This is a genomic window from Prauserella marina (genome assembly GCF_002240355.1).
Taxonomy (GTDB): Bacteria; Actinomycetota; Actinomycetes; order Mycobacteriales; family Pseudonocardiaceae; genus Prauserella_A; species Prauserella_A marina.
Window position 1 is genome coordinate 6,295,505 of record NZ_CP016353.1, and the last position, 20,223, is coordinate 6,315,727.

16 protein-coding genes are annotated in these 20,223 nt (G+C 67.3%); 3 read left to right on the forward strand and 13 right to left on the reverse strand.

What is annotated here, in order from left to right:
• Window positions 1-27: 27 nt before the first annotated feature.
• From BAY61_RS29200 to topA, 4 genes are all read right to left on the reverse strand, one after another.
• Complete coding sequence (locus BAY61_RS29200) at window positions 28-1,221, reverse strand: DNA polymerase III subunit delta' (protein WP_091802918.1); 1,194 nt, start codon at window positions 1,219-1,221, stop codon at window positions 28-30.
• The gene (locus BAY61_RS29205) at window positions 1,218-3,338 is read right to left on the reverse strand and encodes a bifunctional MFS transporter/dTMP kinase (RefSeq protein WP_091802915.1); all 2,121 of its coding nucleotides are present in this window, start codon (window positions 3,336-3,338) and stop codon (window positions 1,218-1,220) included. Before BAY61_RS29205 ends, BAY61_RS29200 begins: the two co-directional genes overlap by 4 nt.
• Before the next feature lie 111 nt (window positions 3,339-3,449).
• Window positions 3,450-4,088: a hypothetical protein gene (locus tag BAY61_RS29210; protein WP_091802913.1), complete on the reverse strand. Its 639-nt coding sequence runs from the start codon at window positions 4,086-4,088 to the stop codon at window positions 3,450-3,452.
• Between the two features lie 125 nt (window positions 4,089-4,213).
• Entirely contained in the window at window positions 4,214-6,934 is a 2,721-nt protein-coding gene (gene topA, locus BAY61_RS29215; RefSeq protein WP_176879698.1) for a type I DNA topoisomerase, read from the reverse strand.
• A 372-nt stretch (window positions 6,935-7,306) separates the two neighbouring features.
• Between topA and BAY61_RS29220 the strand changes: the two genes are divergently transcribed.
• The gene (locus BAY61_RS29220) at window positions 7,307-8,122 is read left to right on the forward strand and encodes a S1 family peptidase (RefSeq protein WP_091802907.1); all 816 of its coding nucleotides are present in this window, start codon (window positions 7,307-7,309) and stop codon (window positions 8,120-8,122) included.
• Between the two features lie 59 nt (window positions 8,123-8,181).
• Window positions 8,182-8,934 carry a MerR family transcriptional regulator gene (locus BAY61_RS29225; RefSeq protein WP_091803832.1) on the forward strand — a complete coding sequence of 251 codons (753 nt, stop codon included), beginning with the start codon at window positions 8,182-8,184 and terminating at the stop codon, window positions 8,932-8,934.
• 91 nt (window positions 8,935-9,025) lie between these two features.
• On the opposite strand, the gene BAY61_RS29230 is transcribed toward BAY61_RS29225, so the two are convergent.
• Together BAY61_RS29230 and BAY61_RS29235 are read right to left on the reverse strand one after the other, a co-directional pair.
• Window positions 9,026-9,676 (reverse strand): hypothetical protein, encoded by a 651-nt coding sequence (locus tag BAY61_RS29230; RefSeq protein ID WP_245865528.1) that lies wholly within the window; start codon window positions 9,674-9,676, stop codon window positions 9,026-9,028.
• A 164-nt stretch (window positions 9,677-9,840) separates the two neighbouring features.
• The gene (locus BAY61_RS29235; protein ID WP_091802902.1) at window positions 9,841-12,123 is read right to left on the reverse strand and encodes a sodium-translocating pyrophosphatase; all 2,283 of its coding nucleotides are present in this window, start codon (window positions 12,121-12,123) and stop codon (window positions 9,841-9,843) included.
• Window positions 12,124-12,349: 226 nt separating this feature from the next.
• Here BAY61_RS29235 and BAY61_RS29240 point away from each other — a divergent pair, with 226 nt between their 5' ends.
• Complete coding sequence (locus tag BAY61_RS29240) at window positions 12,350-14,845, forward strand: DEAD/DEAH box helicase (protein WP_091803829.1); 2,496 nt, start codon at window positions 12,350-12,352, stop codon at window positions 14,843-14,845.
• Here the strand turns inward: BAY61_RS29240 and BAY61_RS29245 are convergent.
• The 7 genes from BAY61_RS29245 to BAY61_RS29275 all read right to left on the reverse strand — a co-directional run bounded on the left by BAY61_RS29245 (window position 14,809) and on the right by BAY61_RS29275 (window position 20,023).
• Window positions 14,809-15,453, reverse strand: a complete 645-nt coding sequence (locus tag BAY61_RS29245) for a bifunctional DNA primase/polymerase (protein ID WP_091802899.1) — start codon at window positions 15,451-15,453, stop codon at window positions 14,809-14,811. The two genes, BAY61_RS29240 and BAY61_RS29245, sit on opposite strands and share 37 nt — an antisense overlap.
• 544 nt (window positions 15,454-15,997) lie before the next feature.
• Window positions 15,998-16,462, reverse strand: coding sequence for an Rv3654c family TadE-like protein (locus tag BAY61_RS29250; protein ID WP_245865530.1), 465 nt, complete (start codon window positions 16,460-16,462; stop codon window positions 15,998-16,000).
• Between the two features lie 17 nt (window positions 16,463-16,479).
• Window positions 16,480-16,941: a TadE family type IV pilus minor pilin gene (locus BAY61_RS29255; protein ID WP_338061462.1), complete on the reverse strand. Its 462-nt coding sequence runs from the start codon at window positions 16,939-16,941 to the stop codon at window positions 16,480-16,482.
• Window positions 16,938-17,219: a DUF4244 domain-containing protein gene (locus tag BAY61_RS34100; protein WP_091802896.1), complete on the reverse strand. Its 282-nt coding sequence runs from the start codon at window positions 17,217-17,219 to the stop codon at window positions 16,938-16,940. Before BAY61_RS34100 ends, BAY61_RS29255 begins: the two co-directional genes overlap by 4 nt.
• Window positions 17,220-17,280: 61 nt before the next feature.
• Entirely contained in the window at window positions 17,281-18,027 is a 747-nt protein-coding gene (locus tag BAY61_RS29265) for a type II secretion system F family protein (RefSeq protein WP_091802893.1), read from the reverse strand.
• Window positions 18,024-18,845 carry a type II secretion system F family protein gene (locus BAY61_RS29270; RefSeq protein ID WP_170140167.1) on the reverse strand — a complete coding sequence of 274 codons (822 nt, stop codon included), beginning with the start codon at window positions 18,843-18,845 and terminating at the stop codon, window positions 18,024-18,026. Before BAY61_RS29270 ends, BAY61_RS29265 begins: the two co-directional genes overlap by 4 nt.
• Window positions 18,839-20,023, reverse strand: a complete 1,185-nt coding sequence (locus BAY61_RS29275) for a TadA family conjugal transfer-associated ATPase (RefSeq protein ID WP_245865532.1) — start codon at window positions 20,021-20,023, stop codon at window positions 18,839-18,841. The genes BAY61_RS29270 and BAY61_RS29275 overlap by 7 nt, the downstream gene beginning before the upstream one ends.
• Window positions 20,024-20,223 lie beyond the last annotated feature (200 nt).

Below are 20,223 nucleotides of genomic sequence, written 5' to 3' on the forward strand. Positions count from 1 at the left end.
CCGCTCGAAAGGGCGGAGACCGGTTCCTCAGCCCTCGCGCAGCGTGGTCACCATGGCTTCAACCGCGATTCTCGGCTTGACGTTCCACCCGATCGCGTCCCTACAGGCGAGTACCGCGTCGAGGCGACGCAACGTGGAGGCAGGTGTCCACTGCGCGGCGGCGGTCGCGCTGTCGTCGGCCCGGTCGGGATGGTTGAGCGTCGCCTCCGCGCCGCTCGCGGTCACCAGTACGTCCCGGTAAAAACCGGCGAGATCGACAAGCGCGAGATCGAGGGTGTCGCGCTGGGTCCTCGTCGCTCTCGACTTCTGCCGCTTCTCCAGTTGCCTGACCGCGGCGTCGGCAGATCGCTTGGCCGCGGCGACGCCCTTGCCCGTCCCACCGGAACCCATCGCGGTGCGGAGGGCATCCTGCTCGGCCTCGTCCTTCACCTTGCTCTCGACAGAGGCATCGGCCTCAGCCGTCTTGATCAGCTCGTCGGCGCAGTCGAAAACGTCGGCTGCTCTGCGAAGACCGAGCGGGATGCGCAGTACGGCCGCACGGCGCCTGCGGGCGTCCTCGTCGGTGGCCAGCCTCCGTGCCCTTCCGACATGACCGCCGCAGACGGCAGCCGCCCATCGCGCCATGTCCTCTGCGACGCCGTCCCGCTCGATGAGCACCGCGGCAATGGCGTCCGGCTGGGGAGTGCGCAGCGTGACGAGCCTGCACCTCGACCTGATGGTCACCGAAACGTCTTCCGGGTGATCGGAAGGGGCGCAGAGCAGAAAGACAGTGCGTTCCGGTGGTTCCTCGACCGCCTTGAGCAGTGCGTTGGCCGCGCCCTCGGTGAGCCGGTCGGCGTCCTCGATGATCACGACCTGCCACCGGCCCGTCGTCGGCCTGCGAGCGGCGGCCTGCACGAGAGCACGCATCTCGGCGACGGAGATCGAAAGCCCCTCCGGAACGACGAGCCGCACATCGGCGTGAGTACCGGCGAGTGCCGTCCGGCATCCCGCGCACTCACCGCAGCCGAGGCCGAGACGACACTGCAACGCCGCCGCGAACGTCCTGGCGGCAACCGACCTTCCCGATCCGGGAGGGCCCGTGAACAGCCAGGCATGGGTCATGGCTCCTGAGTCGGTCGACTCACCCGACACCAGCGCCGCCGCGGACGTGACTGCGGCGCTCAGCATCTCGACGGCCCTGTCCTGTCCAACGACCTGCGACCACACCGGACCGCTCACTTCGCCTCCGCAACCTCCGTATGGGCAAGCACGGGGAGCTTGCCTGCCATCGCCTCCCGCACCGCGGCGCGCACCCTGTCGGCGACGTCGTCTTCCGTGCCTTCCGCCTCGACGACCACGTACCGGTCGGGGTTTGCGGCCGCCATCTCGGTCAGCAACTGCTGCACCCGCCAATGGTGCTCCGCCGAGGTCTGCGGATGTTCGTCGGGTTCCCCGGTATCGGCGTCGAGCAGCACCGTGAGATCGGGCCGGAGCTTGCCCGTCGCCCAGTCGGCGAGCCCTTCCAGCTCGGCCGAGTCGAGTCCCGCGACGGCGGAGAGGTGCGCGAGTGGCGAATCGACGAAGCGCTCCATCACCACGATGGCGCCCGAATCCAAGGCAGGCTGAACATCCCTTTCGATGATGTCGGCTCTGACCGCGGCCGCCGCGAGCGCCTGCGCTCTCGCTCCCGACAGCGACGCCCCGGACACCAGCGAGGTCAGCCTGCTGTCGTCGAGGGCGGGATCGGCCGCGAGCACGACCTTGCGCGGGCCCTGACCGAGCCATTCCGTGAGCTTCGCGGCCTGGGTGGCCGTGTCCATGGCCGTCGTACCTTCGAGCGCGATGAGCAGCCCGTTGACCCTGCGTGGCCGCCTGCGGATCACGTTGCGCAGGTCGGCGAGGATCGGTTCAGTGCGACGCGAGTCCATCTGCCGGTAGGCGATGATGCCGACGAGCGCGGCGAGCAGGCCGCCTCCGAGCAGCACCGGCCTGGTCCCGTCGATCGTGATGACGTTGCCCCACACCTGCACGTGCCTCGGCTGCACCAGTCCGATGAGCAGTGGCACGGTCGCGGTCGAACCGAAGATGATGATCTTCATCAGGGACTGGTAGATCGCGTTGATCCTGCCCCTGATGGAATCGTCGATCTGTGAGCCGATGATCGTCACACCGGTGAGGAACGCCCCGGCCGCGCAGGCTCCGACGACGGCGACCGCCACCAGCGACACCGCGAGGTGCGGCGAGAGCGCGACCACGATCAGCATGAGCCCCGCCAGCACGATCCCGATGCCGAACAGCCGGTCGTGCGGCAGCCGTCTCGCCAGCTTCGGGACGCTGGCCAGCCCGGTGGCCGCACCGATGAAGACGGCGACGAACAACAGACCGAACGCGGCGTCACCACCGCCGAGACTGGAGGAGTAGGGCTTCGCGGAACCGATGACGGCACCACCGGCCGCGAACGCGCCGATCATGCCGATGAGCAGCCCACGAACGAGTGGAGTCGTGCGGATGAAGCGGAAGGCGTCGCGCACCATGGCGAGAAAGCCGGTGCCCTTCTTCTTTCCTTCCTTCTCTCCGCTTTCGTCGCTTTCCTTCTCCCGCACCGGAGCACGCACCCCGTTCGCGGGAACGGGGTGCACGTTGCGCAGCGACAGCTCGGGAATCCTCGTCGCGACGAGGATCGCGCTGGCGAGGTAGAGCAGGCTGTTGATGACGATCACCGCATTGGCGACACCGAAGACGCCGAAGACGTCCTTCGGCAGGTTGAGCGCCGTCTGAACACCGGTGAGCACCGAGTAAAGACCGGCACCCGTGACCACGGCGATCCCGTAGGTCATCATCATGCCGAGCAGGTTCGCCGTCTCGACCTGATCCGGCCTTCGCAGCAGGTTGGGGACCGCGGCGTCCTTCGATGGAATCCACATCATCGCGGCCGACCCGACGAGGAAGTTCGCTACGAACAGCCAGATCGGCGTGCCGACCAGCGCGATCGAAAGCAGCAAGCCGAACCGCGCCAGGTCGGCGATGATCATGACCTTGCGCCGGTCGAACCGGTCGGCCAGCAACCCGCCAAGGGGAGCGAAAAGCAGCCCAGGCAACAGTTGAGTGAGCACCACACCGGCGAACGCGAAGTTCTGCGCCATGTAGTTGTCGGTGAATTTCGTGACCAGCCCGGTCAGCGCGAGCAGCGAAAGCCAATCGGCCACGCTACACAAATAGGTGACGCCCCATAGCCTCCGAAACGGCCTGATCGCGAGCACCCTCCGTGCTCTGCGGACCGTGGACGCCTCTCCCTTGGCCGACGCACCGGCGTCGGCTTCAGCATTTCCTTGCCCGCCCTCGCTGATGTGCTCCACCCCATAAACGCCCTGCGCCTCGTGTCGTCAGGGTAGCGCCAAGCAGAAAGGGCTCGCCGGAGCATCCGGAAAAATACGAACGGTAGTCAGTCAGGTACGAAATGCTGTTGCTCAGTTGAAAAGGCCGGTAACGCTTTCCACGAAACTCGCCACGAACTGAATAGCCAGCAACACGAACACCGCGAGCAGCACGAGCGCGACGGCTAGCCCCGCGGAACCGCTCGTGGGCCTGCGCAGCGCGGGACGCGAAGGGGGCCGCTCGGCGACGTCCTCGTCCTCGCCTTCACCCTCGCCGCCCTTGGCGGCACGCTTGCCCCTCAACCGCATCACCTGCGGCAGCCACGAAGCCCGGTCCGTCCACGCCTTGTGCGGCTGCGGGTAGATGCCGGGCGAGTTCGGAATGCCGGCGGGTACCGCCGGCAACTGACCGGTGGTCTCGGCAGCCGTCTCCGGTGGCGGCTCTGGCGCCTCGACGGCCTCACCCGCCTCGACGGCAGCGGCGGCCTTCTCGACCGAGGCGGAGTCACCGAGATCCACGGGCCGGTCCTCGCCGAGCGCCGCGTCGACCATGCTGCGCACCATCTCCGGATCGGGAGCGACCGGAGTCGCGATCTGGAACCGCCCGGTGTCGTCGTCTCGGCCCGCGCCGGACCGGACACCGTAGTCGGTTCGCCCACCGCTGGGCGAACCGCCAACGGGATCGGTGAAGGCCAGCGGTGGCTCAGGCGCTTGGGTACCGTCGCCGCTCACAACGCGTTCCTTCCTGCGGGCCGACTTTGCCGTGTCCCAGAGTAGCGAGCCGACAGCGGCGCGCATCCACCAAGAGGGTCCTGGCCCCCATTACCCAGTGTGACGATTCGGATACGGAACAGTGATCAGGACTTCGACTTCGACGTTCCCGACTTCGCCGTCGCCTTCTTCCTCGGTGCGGCCTTCTTCTTCGGCGCGGGGCCCTTCGCCCGCTTTTCCGCGAGCAGTTCCTCCGCCCTGTCCTGCGTCAGCTCCTCCACGCTGTCGGACTTGCGCAACGACGCGTTGTACTCGCCGTCGGTGACGTAGGGCCCGAACCGGCCGTCCTTGACCACGATCGGCTTGCCGGAAACGGAATCGGCCGCGAGTTCCTTCAACGGCGGCTTCGCGGCGGCCTGCCTTCCCCTCCGCTTCGGCTCCGCGTAGATCTTCAGTGCCTCGTCGAGCGTGATGTCGAAGATCTGGTCCTCTGTGGCCAGTGAACGGGAATCGGTGCCCTTCTTGAGATAGGGCCCGTAGCGACCGTTCTGCGCCGTGATCTCGTTGCCGCTCTCGGGATCGGTGCCGACGACCCTCGGCAACGAAAGCAACTTGAGCGCGTCGTCCAGAGTCACGTCCTCGACGGACATCGACTTGAAGATCGAAGCGGTGCGCGGCTTCGGCTTCTTCGCCTTCGCCGTCTTCTTGCCCTCAGCCGGTTCCTCCGGTTCGGGAAGCAGCTCGGTCACGTACGGGCCGAACCTGCCTTCCTTCGCCACGATCTCGTGCCCGCTGACCGGATCGGTGCCGAGCACCCTGCCTTCCTGCGGCGTGGCGAACAGCTTCTCCGCGATCTCCAGCGTCAGCTCGTCGGGTGGCAAGTCCTCCGGAAGGTTGGCGCGCTGTGACTCGCCGTTGGCCTCTTTCTCAAGATAAGGGCCGTACCTGCCGACCCTCACCACTACCGGGTGGCCTTCGGTGTCGGCGAACAGCGGGATCGAGTTGATCTCCCTCGCGTCGATGTCCTCGACACCTGACCCGACGAGCTTCTTGAGCCCGCCGAGCCTGCCGATCGAACCGTCGACACCCTGGTCGCCACCGAAGTAAAACCGGGAAAGCCACGTCGTCCGCTGTTCGTCACCCGCCGCGATGCGGTCGAGTTCGTCCTCCATCGCCGCCGTGAAGTCGTAGTCGACAAGCCGCTCGAAGTGCTGTTCTAGCAGGCCGACGACGGAAAACGCGACCCAGGACGGCACGAGGGCCGAGCCCTTCTTCCAGACGTAGCCGCGGTCCTGGATGGTCTTGATGATCGACGCGTAGGTCGACGGCCTTCCGATACCGAGCTCTTCGAGCTTGCTCACCAGGCTCGGCTCGCTGTAGCGCGGCGGTGGCGACGTCGCGTGCCCGTCGGGCGTCAGCTCACTCGCGCTGAGCGCCTGATCCTTGTGCAGCCTCGGCAGCCTGCTCTGCTTGTCGTCGGCCTCTCCGCCTGCCTCGCTGTCGACGGCTTCGACGTAGGCCTTGAGGAACCCGGCGAACGTGATCGTGCGGCCCGACGAGGAGAACACGCATTCCTCGCCACTCGTCGCCGTGCCGGTGATGCGGACCGACATCGTCGTGCCCTTGGCGTCGGCCATCTGCGAGGCGATCGTGCGCTGCCAGATCAACTCGTAGAGCCGGAACTCGTCGGTCTCCAGTTCCGCCGCGACCTGACCAGGGGTGCGGAAAACCTCACCGGCTGGCCGAATCGCCTCGTGTGCCTCCTGCGCGTTCTTCACCTTGCGCGTGTACTGCCTCGGCTTGTCGGCGACGTACTCCGCGCCGTACAGCTCGGTGGCCTGCGCACGGGAAGCCGACATCGCCGTGTCCGACAGCGTCGTCGAGTCGGTACGCATGTAGGTGATGTAGCCGTTCTCGTAGAGACGCTGCGCGATGCGCATCGTCCGCTCAGAGGAAAACCGCAGCTTCCGGCCGGCTTCCTGCTGCAACGTCGAGGTCATGAACGGCGCGTAAGGGCGCCTCGTGTACGGCTTCTCCTCGACGCTCGTGACCGCGAAGTCGCTGGCCCGCAGCGCGGCGGCCAGCCGGGTCGCCTCCGCTTCGTCGAGCCTCCTCACGTCCTTCGCCGAGGATTTGAGCTGCCCGTCCCAGCCGAAGTCGCGGCCCGTGGCGAGCCGCGAGCCGTCGACGGCCGTCAGCCGGGATGGGAAGCTGCGCGGCGAACCATCGTCGGTCGCCGCGTCCGGCACGGTCATCGTGGCGGCGATGTCCCAGTAGGAAGCCGACGTGAAGCGCATGCGCTCGCGCTCGCGCTCCACGATGATGCGCGTCGCCACCGACTGCACCCTGCCCGCGGAAAGCCTCGGCATGACCTTCTTCCACAGCACGGGCGACACCTCGTAGCCGTAGAGCCGGTCGAGGATGCGGCGGGTCTCCTGCGCGTCGACGAGGTCGGGGTCCAGCTCCCGCGTGCTCTCCGCAGCCAAGCGGATCGCCTGCTCGGTGACCTCGTGGAACACCATCCTGCGGACGGGGACCTTCGGCTTAAGCGCTTCGAGCAGGTGCCAGGCGATCGCTTCGCCCTCGCGGTCGGGGTCTGTCGCGAGGTACAGCTCGTCTACGTCCTTGAGCAGACCCTTGAGCTCGGTGACGGTGCTCTTCTTATCGGGTGAGACGACATAGAGCGGTTCGAAGTCGTTGTCGACGTCAACGCCGAGCCGCGCCCATGGCTGGCCCTTGTACTTCGCGGGCACGTCGGCCGCGCCGCGCGGGAGATCGCGGATGTGACCACGGGAGGATTCGACGACGTAATCCCTACCGAGATAAGGGGCGATCTTCCGCGCCTTGGTCGGCGACTCGACGATCACCAGCCGGCGACGACCGTCGCCGCCCGTCGCACCGTTCTTCGCGGACCGGCCTTTGGCCCGACCACCCCCGGTGGAGGCGCTGGAGGCGCCCCGCGCCTTGGTCTCCTCTTTCGATCCAGCCACGCTGTCCCGCTCTCCGCTCCAATAACTCACCTGTTCGACCCGCCAGTGTGCACTCTCACGGTCGGCGACGTCTGCCCAGGTGCTGCAACACGCCGTAAAGCGTGCGTCAAGCGCATCGCCATTTACCGAGGTCATGTTTCCATCCCGCACCTGGCACGTGACGCGCACCTCAGTCGTTCCGCGGCTTTCAGTGACCGACCAGATACGCTCCGTCGGACGACGAAGGCTCACCGGAAAGGTTCTCCCTGGATGTTCGGCCGTCCATTCGGCGTGCTTCTGTCGGCGTTGCTCATGTTTTCCCTTGTCACAGCCCCACCGGCAGTCGCGAACACCGGGATCGATCTCGCGGGCATGGTGGCGTTGTCCAATTGTTCCGGTTCCGTCGTACAGCCCGCCGGGACACCGTCGTCGGCACCCGCGCTCGTCCTTTCCAACGGACACTGCCTTGAGGGTGGTTTCCCCGAGCCGGGTCAGGTAATCGTCGACCAACCGTCCGAACGCACGTTCACGCTGCTCAGCGGCACCGGCGACGAGCTGGGTACGCTGCGCGCGAACAGGCTGCTCTACGCCACGATGGTCGAGACCGACGTCTCCGTGTACCGCCTCGACACGAGCTACGCGGACGTGAAAAAGGACTACGGGATTTCCCCGCTGCGCTTGTCCGCCGAGCGTCCCGTCGCGGATGCCGCCATCACCGTGCCGTCGGGATTCTGGAAAAAGACCTACTCCTGCTCCGTCGACGGGTTCGCCGACCGGCTTCGCGAAGGCGGCTACACCTGGCACGACTCCATTCGCTACACCGAAGCCTGCCGGACGGTCGGCGGCACCTCCGGCTCTCCGATCGTCGACGTGGCGAGCGGGGCAGTCGTCGGCGTCAACAACACGGGCAACGTCGATGGCGAGCGATGCACGATGAACAACCCGTGCGAGGTCGGCGCGAACGGTGAGGTCACCGTGCGTGAAGGAACGAACTACGGGCAACAGACGGCCCAGCTCACCAGGTGCCTGACCGCGCGAGCCACGGTCGAAATCGGGCGCGAGGACTGCACGCTGCCCAAGCCGTAGCGCCCGGCTCGATTTTTCGACTTGAGGTTGACGCATCGTCAACCTTTACCGTGAACGACATGGCCTACTCGATCGTCCAGGTGGCAAAGCTCGCGAACGTGACCTCGCGAACTCTGCGGCACTACGACGAGATCGGCCTGTTGCCGCCCGCGTTCGTCGGCGGCAACGGCTACCGCTACTACGAGGACGAACAGCTGCTTCTGCTGCAACGGATCCTCGTACTGCGGGAGCTGGGGCTCGGCCTCGACGCGGTCAAGAGTGTCGTCACGAAGGAAACCGATCAGCTCAGCGCCCTCAAAGCGCACCACACGACGCTGCTCGCCGAACGTGACCACTTCGATCGGCTCGCGAAAACGGTCGAGCACACCATCACGCAATTAGAAGGAGGGAAGAAAGTGAAAGCGGAGGACATCTACAAGGGCTTCGACCGCCACTCACAACAGGCGCAAACGCTTGCCGAAGAAGCGGATCAGCGGTGGCCCGGCGCGCTCGCGACCCACGAGCGGGTCAAGGGCTGGTCCAAGGAGAAGTGGGAAGCCGTCCAGCAGCAGGGCGCTGACGCTTGGTCCGCACTTGCCGAGCTGATGGCGGCAGGTGTCGCAGCGGACGACCCCCGCACCGTCGCCGCCACCGACGCGCACTACCGCTGGATATGCCATTCCTGGACACCAAACAAGGAGGCATACATCGGACTCGGCAACCTTTACGCCGACGACGAGCGGTACCGGGTCAACGTCGAGCGGGGCAACCCAGGTCTCGCCGACTACCTGCGCGACGCGATAACCGCCTACGCGAAGCAGCGGCTCGACTAGCACCCAGCGGACGAATCGAGCCGCGGTCAGCACGCGAGGGAGCCGCGGATCCCTCGCCTCTGCCGCTCGCTCGGTCGGGAGCTACGGAGACTCAGCCGCCGCTCTGACCGTTGTCGATCTTCGGTGAGCTGTCCTCGGCTGCCAGTTTCTGGCACGAGGGCGCACGGACCATCGCGTCGCGCAAAGCGGGGATCTCGTCGAACCCGGCAAGCAGATTGAGCTTGCCGACATCTTCGAGCGGCGCGCGCACGGCCGTGATCGCCGCGCGGTGTGCCTCCTCACCAGATGCGGCGTCGAGCTGCTGCTTCGCGCCGACAGCCCGGTCGCGGATGCCGGTGAACGTCGCGACGGCCTCGTTCTTCACTGTCTCCGCCTCGGCCAGCGGAGCGGGTTCGAGCTGGTCGAGGCCACCGACGGTGCGGTCGAGGCCACCGATCATGACCCCGAGCAACTCGCTCGACGTCCGCGAAGCCTGCTCGGGAGTACTCGGATCGATCGCTGGCATCGCGGAGAACGCCGTCACCAGCTCCGTCGTCGCGGCGCAGTAGCCGTCGGTCCAGGTGGTGATCGCGTCCTCGTGCCGGATTTCCCTTTCGGTCATCCCCGGCCCTTCCGCGCGTTGTTGCTGCTCGGCGCCAGGCTGCACAGTGCCCTGCTGACCTCTGCCGTCCTGACCACACCCCGCCAAGCCGAGGCCCAAGGCCATGGTCATCGCGGCGAGGACAGAGATCCGGGGCCGCACGCCGACACCTCCTGACGCAGACAGTCTTCGGGGCATAGCCGTGTGCGACGGTACCGCCCGGGTCATCCGGGACAAGTCACCGCAACGCACTCAACGATATCGACAGCACGCAACACGCACCGGGCCCGGAACGCGACTGGCGCGCCCCGGGCCCGGCGACGTGGCTATGCGTTGGTTGTCTGCTGCTGAGCAGACGTTTCGGAAATGGCGGTGCCACGACGCTTCGACACCACGATCGCCGCAACGATGATCCCCACCGCGACGAGCGCGATCGCGAGCCGGATGCCCAGCGAGGCATCGGGGCCGACGGTGAACTGCACGACCGCGGGCGCGATCAGCAGCGAAACCAGGTTCATCACCTTCAGCAGCGGGTTGATCGCGGGGCCCGCCGTGTCCTTGAACGGATCGCCGACGGTGTCACCGATGACCGTTGCCGCGTGTGCGTCGGAGTTCTTGCCACCGTGGTGACCGTCCTCGACCAGCTTCTTCGCGTTGTCCCACGCGCCACCGGAGTTGGCGAGGAACACCGCCATCAGCGTGCCGGTCGCGATCGCGCCACCGAGGTAACCCGCGAGCGCGCCGGTACCGAGACCGAACCCGACCGCGATCGGCGCGAACACCGCGAGCAGTCCTGGCGTGGCCAGCTCTCGCAGCGAATCCCTCGTGACGATGTCGACGACCCTGCCGTACTCGGGCCGCGTCGTGCCCTCCATGATTCCCGGGATGTCCCTGAACTGGCGGCGCACCTCGTGGACGACAGCGCCTGCCGCCCTCGAAACCGCGTTGACGGCGAGCCCGGAGAACAGGAACACCACCGCGGCACCGATGATGACGCCGACCAGCGTGTTCGGAACGATGATGCTGTCGGCGAACGACTCGGGAAGAGTCGTGACCGCGTCACCCATACCGCGCAGCGCGCCGAGAATGGCCTCGGAGTACGACCCGAACAGCGCCGTCGCCGCGAGCACCGCCGTCGAGATCGCGATGCCCTTCGTGATCGCCTTCGTGGTGTTGCCGACCGCGTCCAGCTCGGTCAGGATCTGCACGCCCTCGCCTTCTTCGAGGTCACCGGACATCTCGGCGATGCCCTGGGCGTTGTCCGAGACCGGGCCGAAGGTGTCCATCGCGACGATGACACCGACCGTGGTCAGCAGGCCGGTACCGGCGAGCGCGACCGCGAACAACGCGACCGCACCGCCCAGCAGGTAGGCCCCGAACACGGCACCACCGATGACGAGCGCGGTGAACACAGCCGACTCGAAACCGACGGAGATACCGGAAAGGATCACCGTCGCGGCACCCGTTTCCGAGGTCTTGCCGACGTTCTTCACCGGCCCGTGCTCGGTACCGGTGTAGTAGCCGGTCAGCCACAGGATCACACCGGCGAGCGCGATACCGATGATCACCGAGACGGTCGCGATCACGGCCGGGTTGCCCGGAGCACCGTCGAACGAACTCGGCAGGAAGATGAACGCGGCGATCGCGGAGAGGACGGCCGAGATGACGGCCGAGATATAGAAGGAGCGGTTGATCGTCGTCAGCCCGCTCTCCCCAGCCCTCGCCCGCGTGATGTAGATACCGATCACGGCCGTGATCACGCCGATCGCGGGGATGATCAACGGGAACGTCAAGCCATAGCCCGCCGCGCCGAATGCCGCACTGCCGAGGATGAGCGCGGCAACCAGTGTGACGGCGTACGACTCGAACAGGTCGGCGGCCATACCGGCACAGTCGCCGACGTTGTCGCCGACGTTGTCGGCGATCGTCGCCGCGTTGCGCGGGTCGTCCTCGGGGATACCCTGCTCGACCTTGCCGACAAGGTCGGCACCGACGTCGGCGGCCTTGGTGAAGATGCCGCCGCCGACCCGCATGAACATCGCGATCAGTGCCGCACCGAACCCGAAACCCTCAAGGACCTTCGGCGCCTGGCCCGCGTACACCAGTACGACGACAGCCGCGCCGAAAAGACCGAGCCCAACCGTGATCATGCCGACGACGCCACCGGTGCGGAACGCGATCCGCATCGCCTTCTCCCTGCCACCTGGCTCACGTGCCGCGGCGGCGACCCTGACGTTGGCTCTGGTCGAGAGCCACATGCCGAGGTAGCCGATCGAGAACGAGAAGACAGCGCCGACAAGGAAGAACAGGGAGCGTCCTATTCGCTCACTCCAGTCCTCCGCGGGAAGCGCGAACAGCAATAGGAACACCAGCACGCCGAAGACGGCCAGTGTCTTTCGCTGCCGGTTGAGATAGGCAGCCGCGCCTTCCTGCACCGCCTTGGCGATCTCCTGCATTTTCTCGGTGCCCTGACCGGCGGCCAGAACCTCCTTGAGCAGGAAATATCCAATGACGAGCGCCGAAAGGGCGACCACGGCGACCACGGCCACGATGCCGTAGTCACCTCCGGAGAGCTCTGGCGAGCCCTCCGCGAGGAAGTGCCGGGACATTCGTCCTCCTGAAACGTCGCCTGTTGCCAACGCCGGCTGGCGGGCTGACCACTGTGCCGACGCTGACATGGGATCTACACCACTTGTGGTGTGGTTTCGCGGAGTCTATTGGTACAGGCGCACGCCTCGGCAGGGCGTCCCACCCCGCGCACGCAGCGTATTCATGTGAAACCGCTCACTGAACCGATCTGCACTACCCGTTCGGGGGTGTGCGATGCTCGAACACATGAGCGGGCTGACGGATACGCGGCGAGCGAGACGCCTGCTCCGCCGCGCCACAGCAGGCATTCCGGAACGCCGCAATCCGATCACCCATGTAGCCGACCTGCCCGCACGTGCCCCTCGGTTCGATTCGTGGCCGGCATGGGCGCCGTCGACGGTCGTCGAGGCGGTGCGCACGAGTGGAGTCGAGCGCCCGTGGCGGCATCAGACGGAAGCCGCGAACTTGGCCTGGAACGGTCAGGACGTCGTCATCGCGACCGGGACCGCGTCCGGAAAATCTCTCTGCTACCAGTTGCCCGTTCTGTCGAAACTCGTTTCCGACCGGAAAGCGACCGCCCTCTACCTGGCACCGACGAAAGCGCTCGGCGCCGACCAGCTCCGTTCCGTGTCCTCTTTGGATCTCGAAGGAGTCCGGCCTGCCGCGTACGACGGCGACACCCCGATGCCGGAGCGCGACTGGGTGCGGGAGCACGCGCGCTGGGTGTTCAGCAACCCGGACATGCTGCACCGCGGCGTTCTTTCCGCTCACCCGAGATGGGCGAGGTTCTTCCGCAGGCTTTCCTACGTCGTCGTCGACGAATGCCACAGTTTCCGTGGTGTTTTCGGCTCACACGTCGCACTCCTGCTGCGCAGGTTGCGAAGAGTCGCGCGACACTACGGCGCCGATCCGGTTTTCGTGCTCGCCTCGGCGACGACGGCGCGGCCTGCCGAATTCGCGGAACGGCTGACCGGCAAGAACTGCTCGGCGGTCACGGAAGACACCTCTCCCCGTGGGGCGAGGACGGTCGCGCTGTGGGAACCGCCTCTGCTCGAAGAACTCGCGGGCGAGAACGGCGCACCGGTACGAAGATCGGCTGGCGCCGAAGCGGCGAGAATCCTCGCCGAGTTCGTCATCGAGGGGGCGAGGACGCTGGCGTTCGTCCGATCCCGTCGCGGCGCCGAACTGACCGCTCTACAAGCCAAACGCATACTGTCCGAAGTGGACCCGATGCTGGGCGAGCAGGTCGCGGCCTACCGTGCCGGTTTCCTCCCCGAGGAGCGAAGAGCGCTGGAGAGGGCGCTGCTCTCCGGCTCCCTGCTCGGTGCGGCGACGACCAACGCACTGGAACTCGGCGTCGACATCGCCGGTCTCGACGCCGTGGTACTGGCGGGCTACCCGGGCACTCTCGCCTCGTTCTGGCAACAATCAGGCAGGGCGGGGCGGGCCGGTGCCGAAGCGCTGGTCGTCTTCGTGGCAAGGGACGATCCGCTGGACACCTACCTCGTGCACCATCCCTCCGCGCTGCTGGACCGGCCGGTCGAGACGGCGGTGCTCGACCCGGCCAATCCCTATGTACTCGCGCCTCAGCTGGCCTGTGCCGCTGCGGAACTTCCCCTCACCGCGAGCGAATTGCCGGGTTTCGGCGGGGAAGCCGCACGCCAGGTGTTGGATTCACTCGTCGGCGACAAGCTGCTTCGCCGAAGGGCGAGCGGCTGGTACTGGACTTCGAGGGACCGGCCACAACACGAGGTCGACATTCGTGGCTCCGGTGGCGAACAGATCGCGGTCGTCGAAGCCGAGACGTCCCGGATGCTCGGCACCGTCGATTCCGGGTCGGCGTGTGGCACCGTCCACCCCGGCGCGGTCTATCTGCATCAAGGTTCGTCGTACGTGGTCGACGAGTTGGATCTGGAAACCGGTCTCGCTCTCGTTCACGCGGAAGATCCAGAGTGGAGCACGTCGGCACGGGAAGTGGTCGACATCGAGGTCCTCGACACCGGCACGAAACACCACCACAACGGCGTCACCACCTGCCTCGGCGAGGTTGCCGTTCGCTCAAGGGTCGTCGGCTACCTGCGGCGGCTGCCGTCGGGGGAAGTGCTGGATCACGTCGCCCTCGATCTTCCCGAGCAAGAGCTGCGCACCCGCGCCGTCTGGTACACGATCAGCGACCACCTGCTTGCCGGTCGACCCGGCGGCAACGGCATGTCGGCTTCGGACGACGGGCCGCAGGGGAACATCTCGCGATCCCGGGCCACGCCCGGTCGATCAGAACCTGATCATCAAAGCAGGGCACCGGGGGGCGCCGGATTGAATCCGGCGCGCATCCCCGGCGCCCTGCATGCCGCCGAGCACGCGGCGATCGGCCTGCTACCGCTGTTCGCTACGTGCGACCGTTGGGACATCGGCGGAGTCTCCACCGCTTTGCACGCTGACACCGGGGAGGCGACGGTGTTCGTGCACGATGGTCATCCCGGCGGAGCGGGATTCGCCGATCGCGGTTTTGCCGCGTTGGTCCCATGGCTGGCCGCTACGCGGGAGGCGATCGTCTCCTGCGAGTGCCCGGCGGGATGCCCGTCCTGCGTCCAGTCGCCTAAGTGCGGGAACGGCAACGAGCCGCTGGACAAGGCGGGGGCAGTGGCCGTGCTGGACATCGTGCTCGGGGCGATGGACCACGATGCCACTCACGACCACGGGGTCGTTCAGGCTGCGGAGGTTCCCACCGCGAGCACCGGCTGAACCGCGAGTTCCTCGTCCGCGTGCTCGTTCAGCAGCGCGCGCTCAAGTACCTCGTGCACGGTCGAGGCGGCGGGGAGCCGCCAGCCCCAGATCTCCGGCTTGACCCTCCAGTGCACGACTCCATGCTCGAACGGAGTCGGCGGAAGCGGAATCCAGCTTCCCGTGGAGTGCCACTGCACGTTCTCGTCTTCCGACAGCACGGTCGGCACGCTGTCGGAGCTTGTCGTCAGGAACAGCCAACGACCGTTCGGCATCGCGACGATGGGCGCGGGGTGACCGGTCGCCCTCAGCAGCTTGGCCGCGCGGCGACCCAGCTTGTCGTCGACCTCGATCGCGTCGACCATCGTGCCGGTTGCGACAAGCAGGCTGTAGGGCCTGCCGGTCCACCACGCGGCAACCTGGCGAGGGTGGGCGCCGAGCCGTTCCTGCCAGTCGTCGTGTACCGGGACCGGCCTGATCCAGCCGACCGCCAATTCGGTGTCGTCCCCGGTGGTCGGATAGGTACCCGGCAGAACGGGCCAGCCCCGCCAGGCGAGGCCGATGGCCTCCGCCCGCAGTTCGATGCGGAACGCACCCCGCCAGCTTTCCGACAACTCCGTGTCCAACATGATCTTTTTCGAGCCTCCTCAGAAACCTGAACCGCCTTGCGTGCGGTGTCACATATGACTAAACGGCAAATTGCACTTGGTCGAAAGTGCCTGGTCGACAACCGGCGGCTTCCAGACGATGAGTGAGCATCGACACAACGCCCGGCCGAACCCGCCATGTCAATCGTCGGCATCACATCGCAGCCGAGGGCAGCCGTTCGTCGCGGCCTCCCAAGGCGCCTGCCTGCTGTTGATCGACTCGGGGCCAGGCCCGTTCATCCTGCTGGGGCAGGGCGCCGACCGTTCGTCGCGCGCAAACGACCGTTGCTCGTCAGCTCGAAGCCCGGCCAACCGGTCAGGGCCGCCCCATTCGCCCAGCCGACGTTCGCCCGCTCGTCGTGCCCGGCCGTACCTACCGGCCGATGGCGCTTTCGAGGGCCCGGCCGTTCGCCGCGGTGCGGCATCGGCCATCACGAGCGCCGATGAGGCGGACAACGCGACCTGCCGGACGCCGCGACGCTCATTACCCAGCCTGCTCCGACCGTCCGAGCCGCCCAAACAGCGACTATTCCCCGACACAGACACCAGCACACTCGACAGGGCCCGCCCTTGCTTTCGCGGTGATCGTCGCGAAACCGGCGAGCATCCCCTTGCCTTCGGATTCGACGACGACCAGGGCGTCCCACTGTTCGAACGCGCAGTCACCCAGCCGGACCTCCATCCGGTCGGCAATGCGCTGTGCGCTGGCGCAGGCCACGGCCGGCCCACTGTGGACATGCCCCGCGGCGGCGAGCGCGGCGAGGTCGGCGGCGTTGGCGGCATGACGCCTGGCGACCACCGCGCCCCCGAACAACCAGACGAGACAGCCGACGAGCAACATCGCCACCACCGCCCCTGCCGCCCACACGGTGGCCATACCTGCCTCGCCGTTCGCCACCCCACCCACCGGGTTCGCCGCTCGGTCCGGAGGGCCCGCCCCTCCCTTCCTGCGCGCTGCTTCCCGCCGCCGTCGGGTCACCACGTTCCGCATGGTCGCTCTCCACCTGCTCACGGGGCGCCCCGTGACTCCGGGCGCGCTTCCGGCCTCGCCTCGGCCTCCGACGTCTCGGGCGTCGAAGGAGCCGAAGGAGCCGAAGCGGCTCCCGTAGTCGCGACGCCTGGTTCCAGTTCCGCGTACGCCCGCGCACTGACCCCGCCTACCGGTATGAGACCGCCGACCGCGTCGGCGGAAACGGTGACGACGACGAGCCGCCCTTCTTGTTCGATGTCGACCTCCACGCCGTCGGGGCCGGTGCGGCGCACGGCTTCCTCCGCGAGTACCGACTGTCCTTTCGCGACCAACCTGGCCGCCTGCCCTGCCGCGTCCGTGCAACGCAGGACGTCCGCCGCGATGCCGATACCGGCGACCACGACCCCGAAGACCGCGACAAGCGCACACAGGGCAATGGCTCCTTCGACCGTGACCGAGCCCCGTTCACCGCGAACGGACCCGCACGGCGGGCCGGTCACAAGTCCACCGAGATCGCCCGCTCGACAAGCGAGGTCAGCGCATCCACCACGGAGCTTCCGGTCAGCACCCCGTACAGCACGGCGGCGAAAGCCGCTGCCGCGATGGTGCCGATGGCGTACTCGGCCGTGGTCATCCCGGCATCCGCCTCGCTGCTTCCGCTGGAACGCGGCAACACGGGGCGAGCCGCTTTCCCTGAGCGCAAGAAGCGGTCGTCCGCATGAGCGCCGCCCACCCAGGTTCCCCACGACAGGAGTACATCGAGCGCTGTGAGCTGCATCGGGCTCACTTCCTTTCCTGATCGGTAGCCGTACGTCTTTCGACGCCGGAGTGAATCGGTGTCAACCGAGGACTTTCAGTTGCCCTGCCAAACCGATGACGACGGGCAATACCCCCAAACACAGGAACGCGGGAAGGAAACAGAGCCCGAGCGGTCCGGTGATGAGGACGCCTGCGCGCTGGGACACGGCCTCCGCTTCGTCGGCCGCCGCTTGCCTGGCGCGTTCGGCCAGTTCCGAAGCGACGACGGCCAGCGCGCTTCCCGATTCAGCGGTACGAACCGCCGCCGTTGCCAGCTCGGCGGTGTCCTCGCAACGAAGGGCCGGTTCCCACGCCTGCTCGGGGGTGGCACCCAGCGCCAGCAGATCTGCCGTGGCTCCGAGCGCGCCCGCCGCCCGCGACGGAGCTGTCGCCGCGACGGCCCCCACGGCTGTCGCGACAGGCAACCCGGCACGAAGGCATGCCGCAAGCAGGTCGCAGGTGCACGCCAGACCCAGCTGTCCTGCTTTCGGTGGGCTCCTGCTCCGCCGGCTGGAGAGTCTTTTCCTCCCGCGAAGGACAACGAAGAAGACACCGAGCCCGCAGCAGATTCCGGCGATGAAGCCCCGAGCCGAAGTGTCGATGGCGGCGAGGATCGACGTGATGGCGAAGGCCACCAGTGCGGGCAGCCGCCATTCCGCCGACACCGGAATCGCACCTGTTGTCTTCCTGCGAGGTCTGCCGAGCACGCTCCACAACCGCGCCGCGCGGGCAGGTAGGGCCAGTACCGCGCAGGCAAGCAGTACCAAGGCGACGCAGGCGGTCGTCATCGCAATACCGATCGCCCGGTGAGCGCCGCGCTCCAGAACACTCCGCACAGCACCAGCGCACTGCCCGCCACCAGCAGGAACTGTCCGGCGGTAGTGGTGAACAGGACAGCCATCGGCGCCGCGCCCATGACCTCTCCCAGCGCGATGCCCAGCACGGGTAGCGCGGCGAGTATCGCGGCACTGGCCCTCGGGCCCGCCATCCTGGCGCGGAGCTGTCCCGCGATGCGCACGGACACGTCGACTTCTCGCCGCACCGCCTCGAGAACTCCGGCGAGCGGAAGCCCGTGCTGCCTCGCCAATCCCCACGACCGCGTGAGCCGCACGATGGCGTCCCCTCCGGGCCCGCTACCAGCCGAGTCGGCGGCCGTCGTGGGATCACCGCCGAGCCTGCTTGTCGCCGCGATGGTACGCAGCCTTCCCGCCAGTTCGGGTTTCGCGTCCTCGGCTGCCCTTTCCACGGCCGTGGCCGGATGCGCACCCGCGTTGAGGTCGCCGACGACAGCTCGTACGCAGGTCGCCACCTCGGTTGCCGACCGGATCCTGCGTTCGATGTCGCGGCCCCCGCTCCACTGGCGGTATCCGGCGAGTCCAAGCAGGACCAGCGCCACACAAGGCAACACTCCCGCCGTCACCGCGACGAGGACACCGGCGCCACCCGCCGCGGCAAGCGCCAGCTTCCGTCTACTGTGGATCAACCAGGCTCGGGCAGCTCCGCTCCTGCCCTGCCTTCCGACGGCACGCATCAGCCTGGCAGCGGGACCGCGGGAGGGCCAGCACAGCAGCGCCGACGCGGCGAGCGCGAGTGCGGACGTCAACACGGCTTCCCCCTTCCCTTTCCGGCGAGCAGCCTGGTGAGCAAGGCGCTCTCGCCGGTCCAGTCGCCCTCTCGCCATGCCGACCGCACGCGCACGGTGTCGCCTTCCCTGTGCACGACACCGACTTCGGCGAGCGCTCGCGTACCGTTCGCCCTCCTGCGCATGTGCAGCACGAGTTGAACCGCGGCGGCCAACTGACTGTGCAAGGCCGCCCTGGAAAGGCCGCCGAGCGCGGCGAGTGCTTCGAGCCTCGCCGGAACCTCACCTGGCGAGTTCGCGTGCAGTGTGCCGGCTCCGCCTTCATGACCGGTGTTGAGCGCGGCGAGTAGTTCACAAACCTCAGCACCCCGCACCTCGCCGACGACAAGCCGGTCCGGCCGCATCCGCAGCGCTTCGCGCACGAGTTCGCGCAGGGTGATCTCGCCGGCCCCTTCGACGTTGGGCGGCCTCGCGAGCAACCGGACGAACTGCGGATGCCGGGGCTGCAACTCACCCGCGTCCTCGACGCACACGATCCGTTCCGTCGGCGATACCGCGCCGAGCAGCGCGGCCAGCAAGGTGCTTTTCCCCGATCCGGTCGCACCGGTCACCAGGAAGGCAAGCCTCGCGCGGACGATGGCGACAAGCACGGCGAGCCCTTTCTCGTCGAAGGTGCCGAGTCGTCGCAACGCGTGCAGATCGTGCACGGCGGGCCGCAACACGCGAAGAGAAAGGCACGTTCCCTCCGCCGCGATGGGAGGGAGAACCGCGTGCAACCGAACGTGACCGTGTGGCCCCTTTCCCGGTAGCCAGCCGTCGACGAAGGGTTGAGCTTCGTCGAGCCTTCGTCCCGCGGCGAGCGCGAGCCGCTGGGCGAGCCTGCGCACCGCTTCCTCGTCGGGGAAGCGGATCTCGGTCCTGCGTAGTCCGTTCGCTCCGTCGACCCACACTTCGTCAGGTGCCGTGACGAGCACATCGGAAACCTTCGGGTCACCGAGTAACGATTCGAGCGGCCCCGCTCCGACGAACTCGTGCCGCACCAGCTTGAGCGCGTCGAGAATGTCCAGATGCCCTGCGACGCCGCCGGTTTCCTTTCTCACCGCGTCGGCGACGGCCTTGTGATCCGAGCCCGCTCCCGACTCCGCGAGCCGCCTGCGGACCCGGTCGACGAGGTCGGTTCCCTGCCGGGGTGCCTCCGTCACGTGCCGTTGCCTCATACCGTTCATGCGGCGACGGCCGAGAGTCTGATGTGGATAGAGAAGTTCATCGTGTTGTCCCCCATGTGTGATCCCCAATCCAGCCGTGCTTCAACCCTGCGCCAGGCGGCAAGCCGCGACAAGAACCAATGTCCGAATCTGTGGACAACCGGCCGACTGTGGACAACTAGAGGCGGAGACAGCAG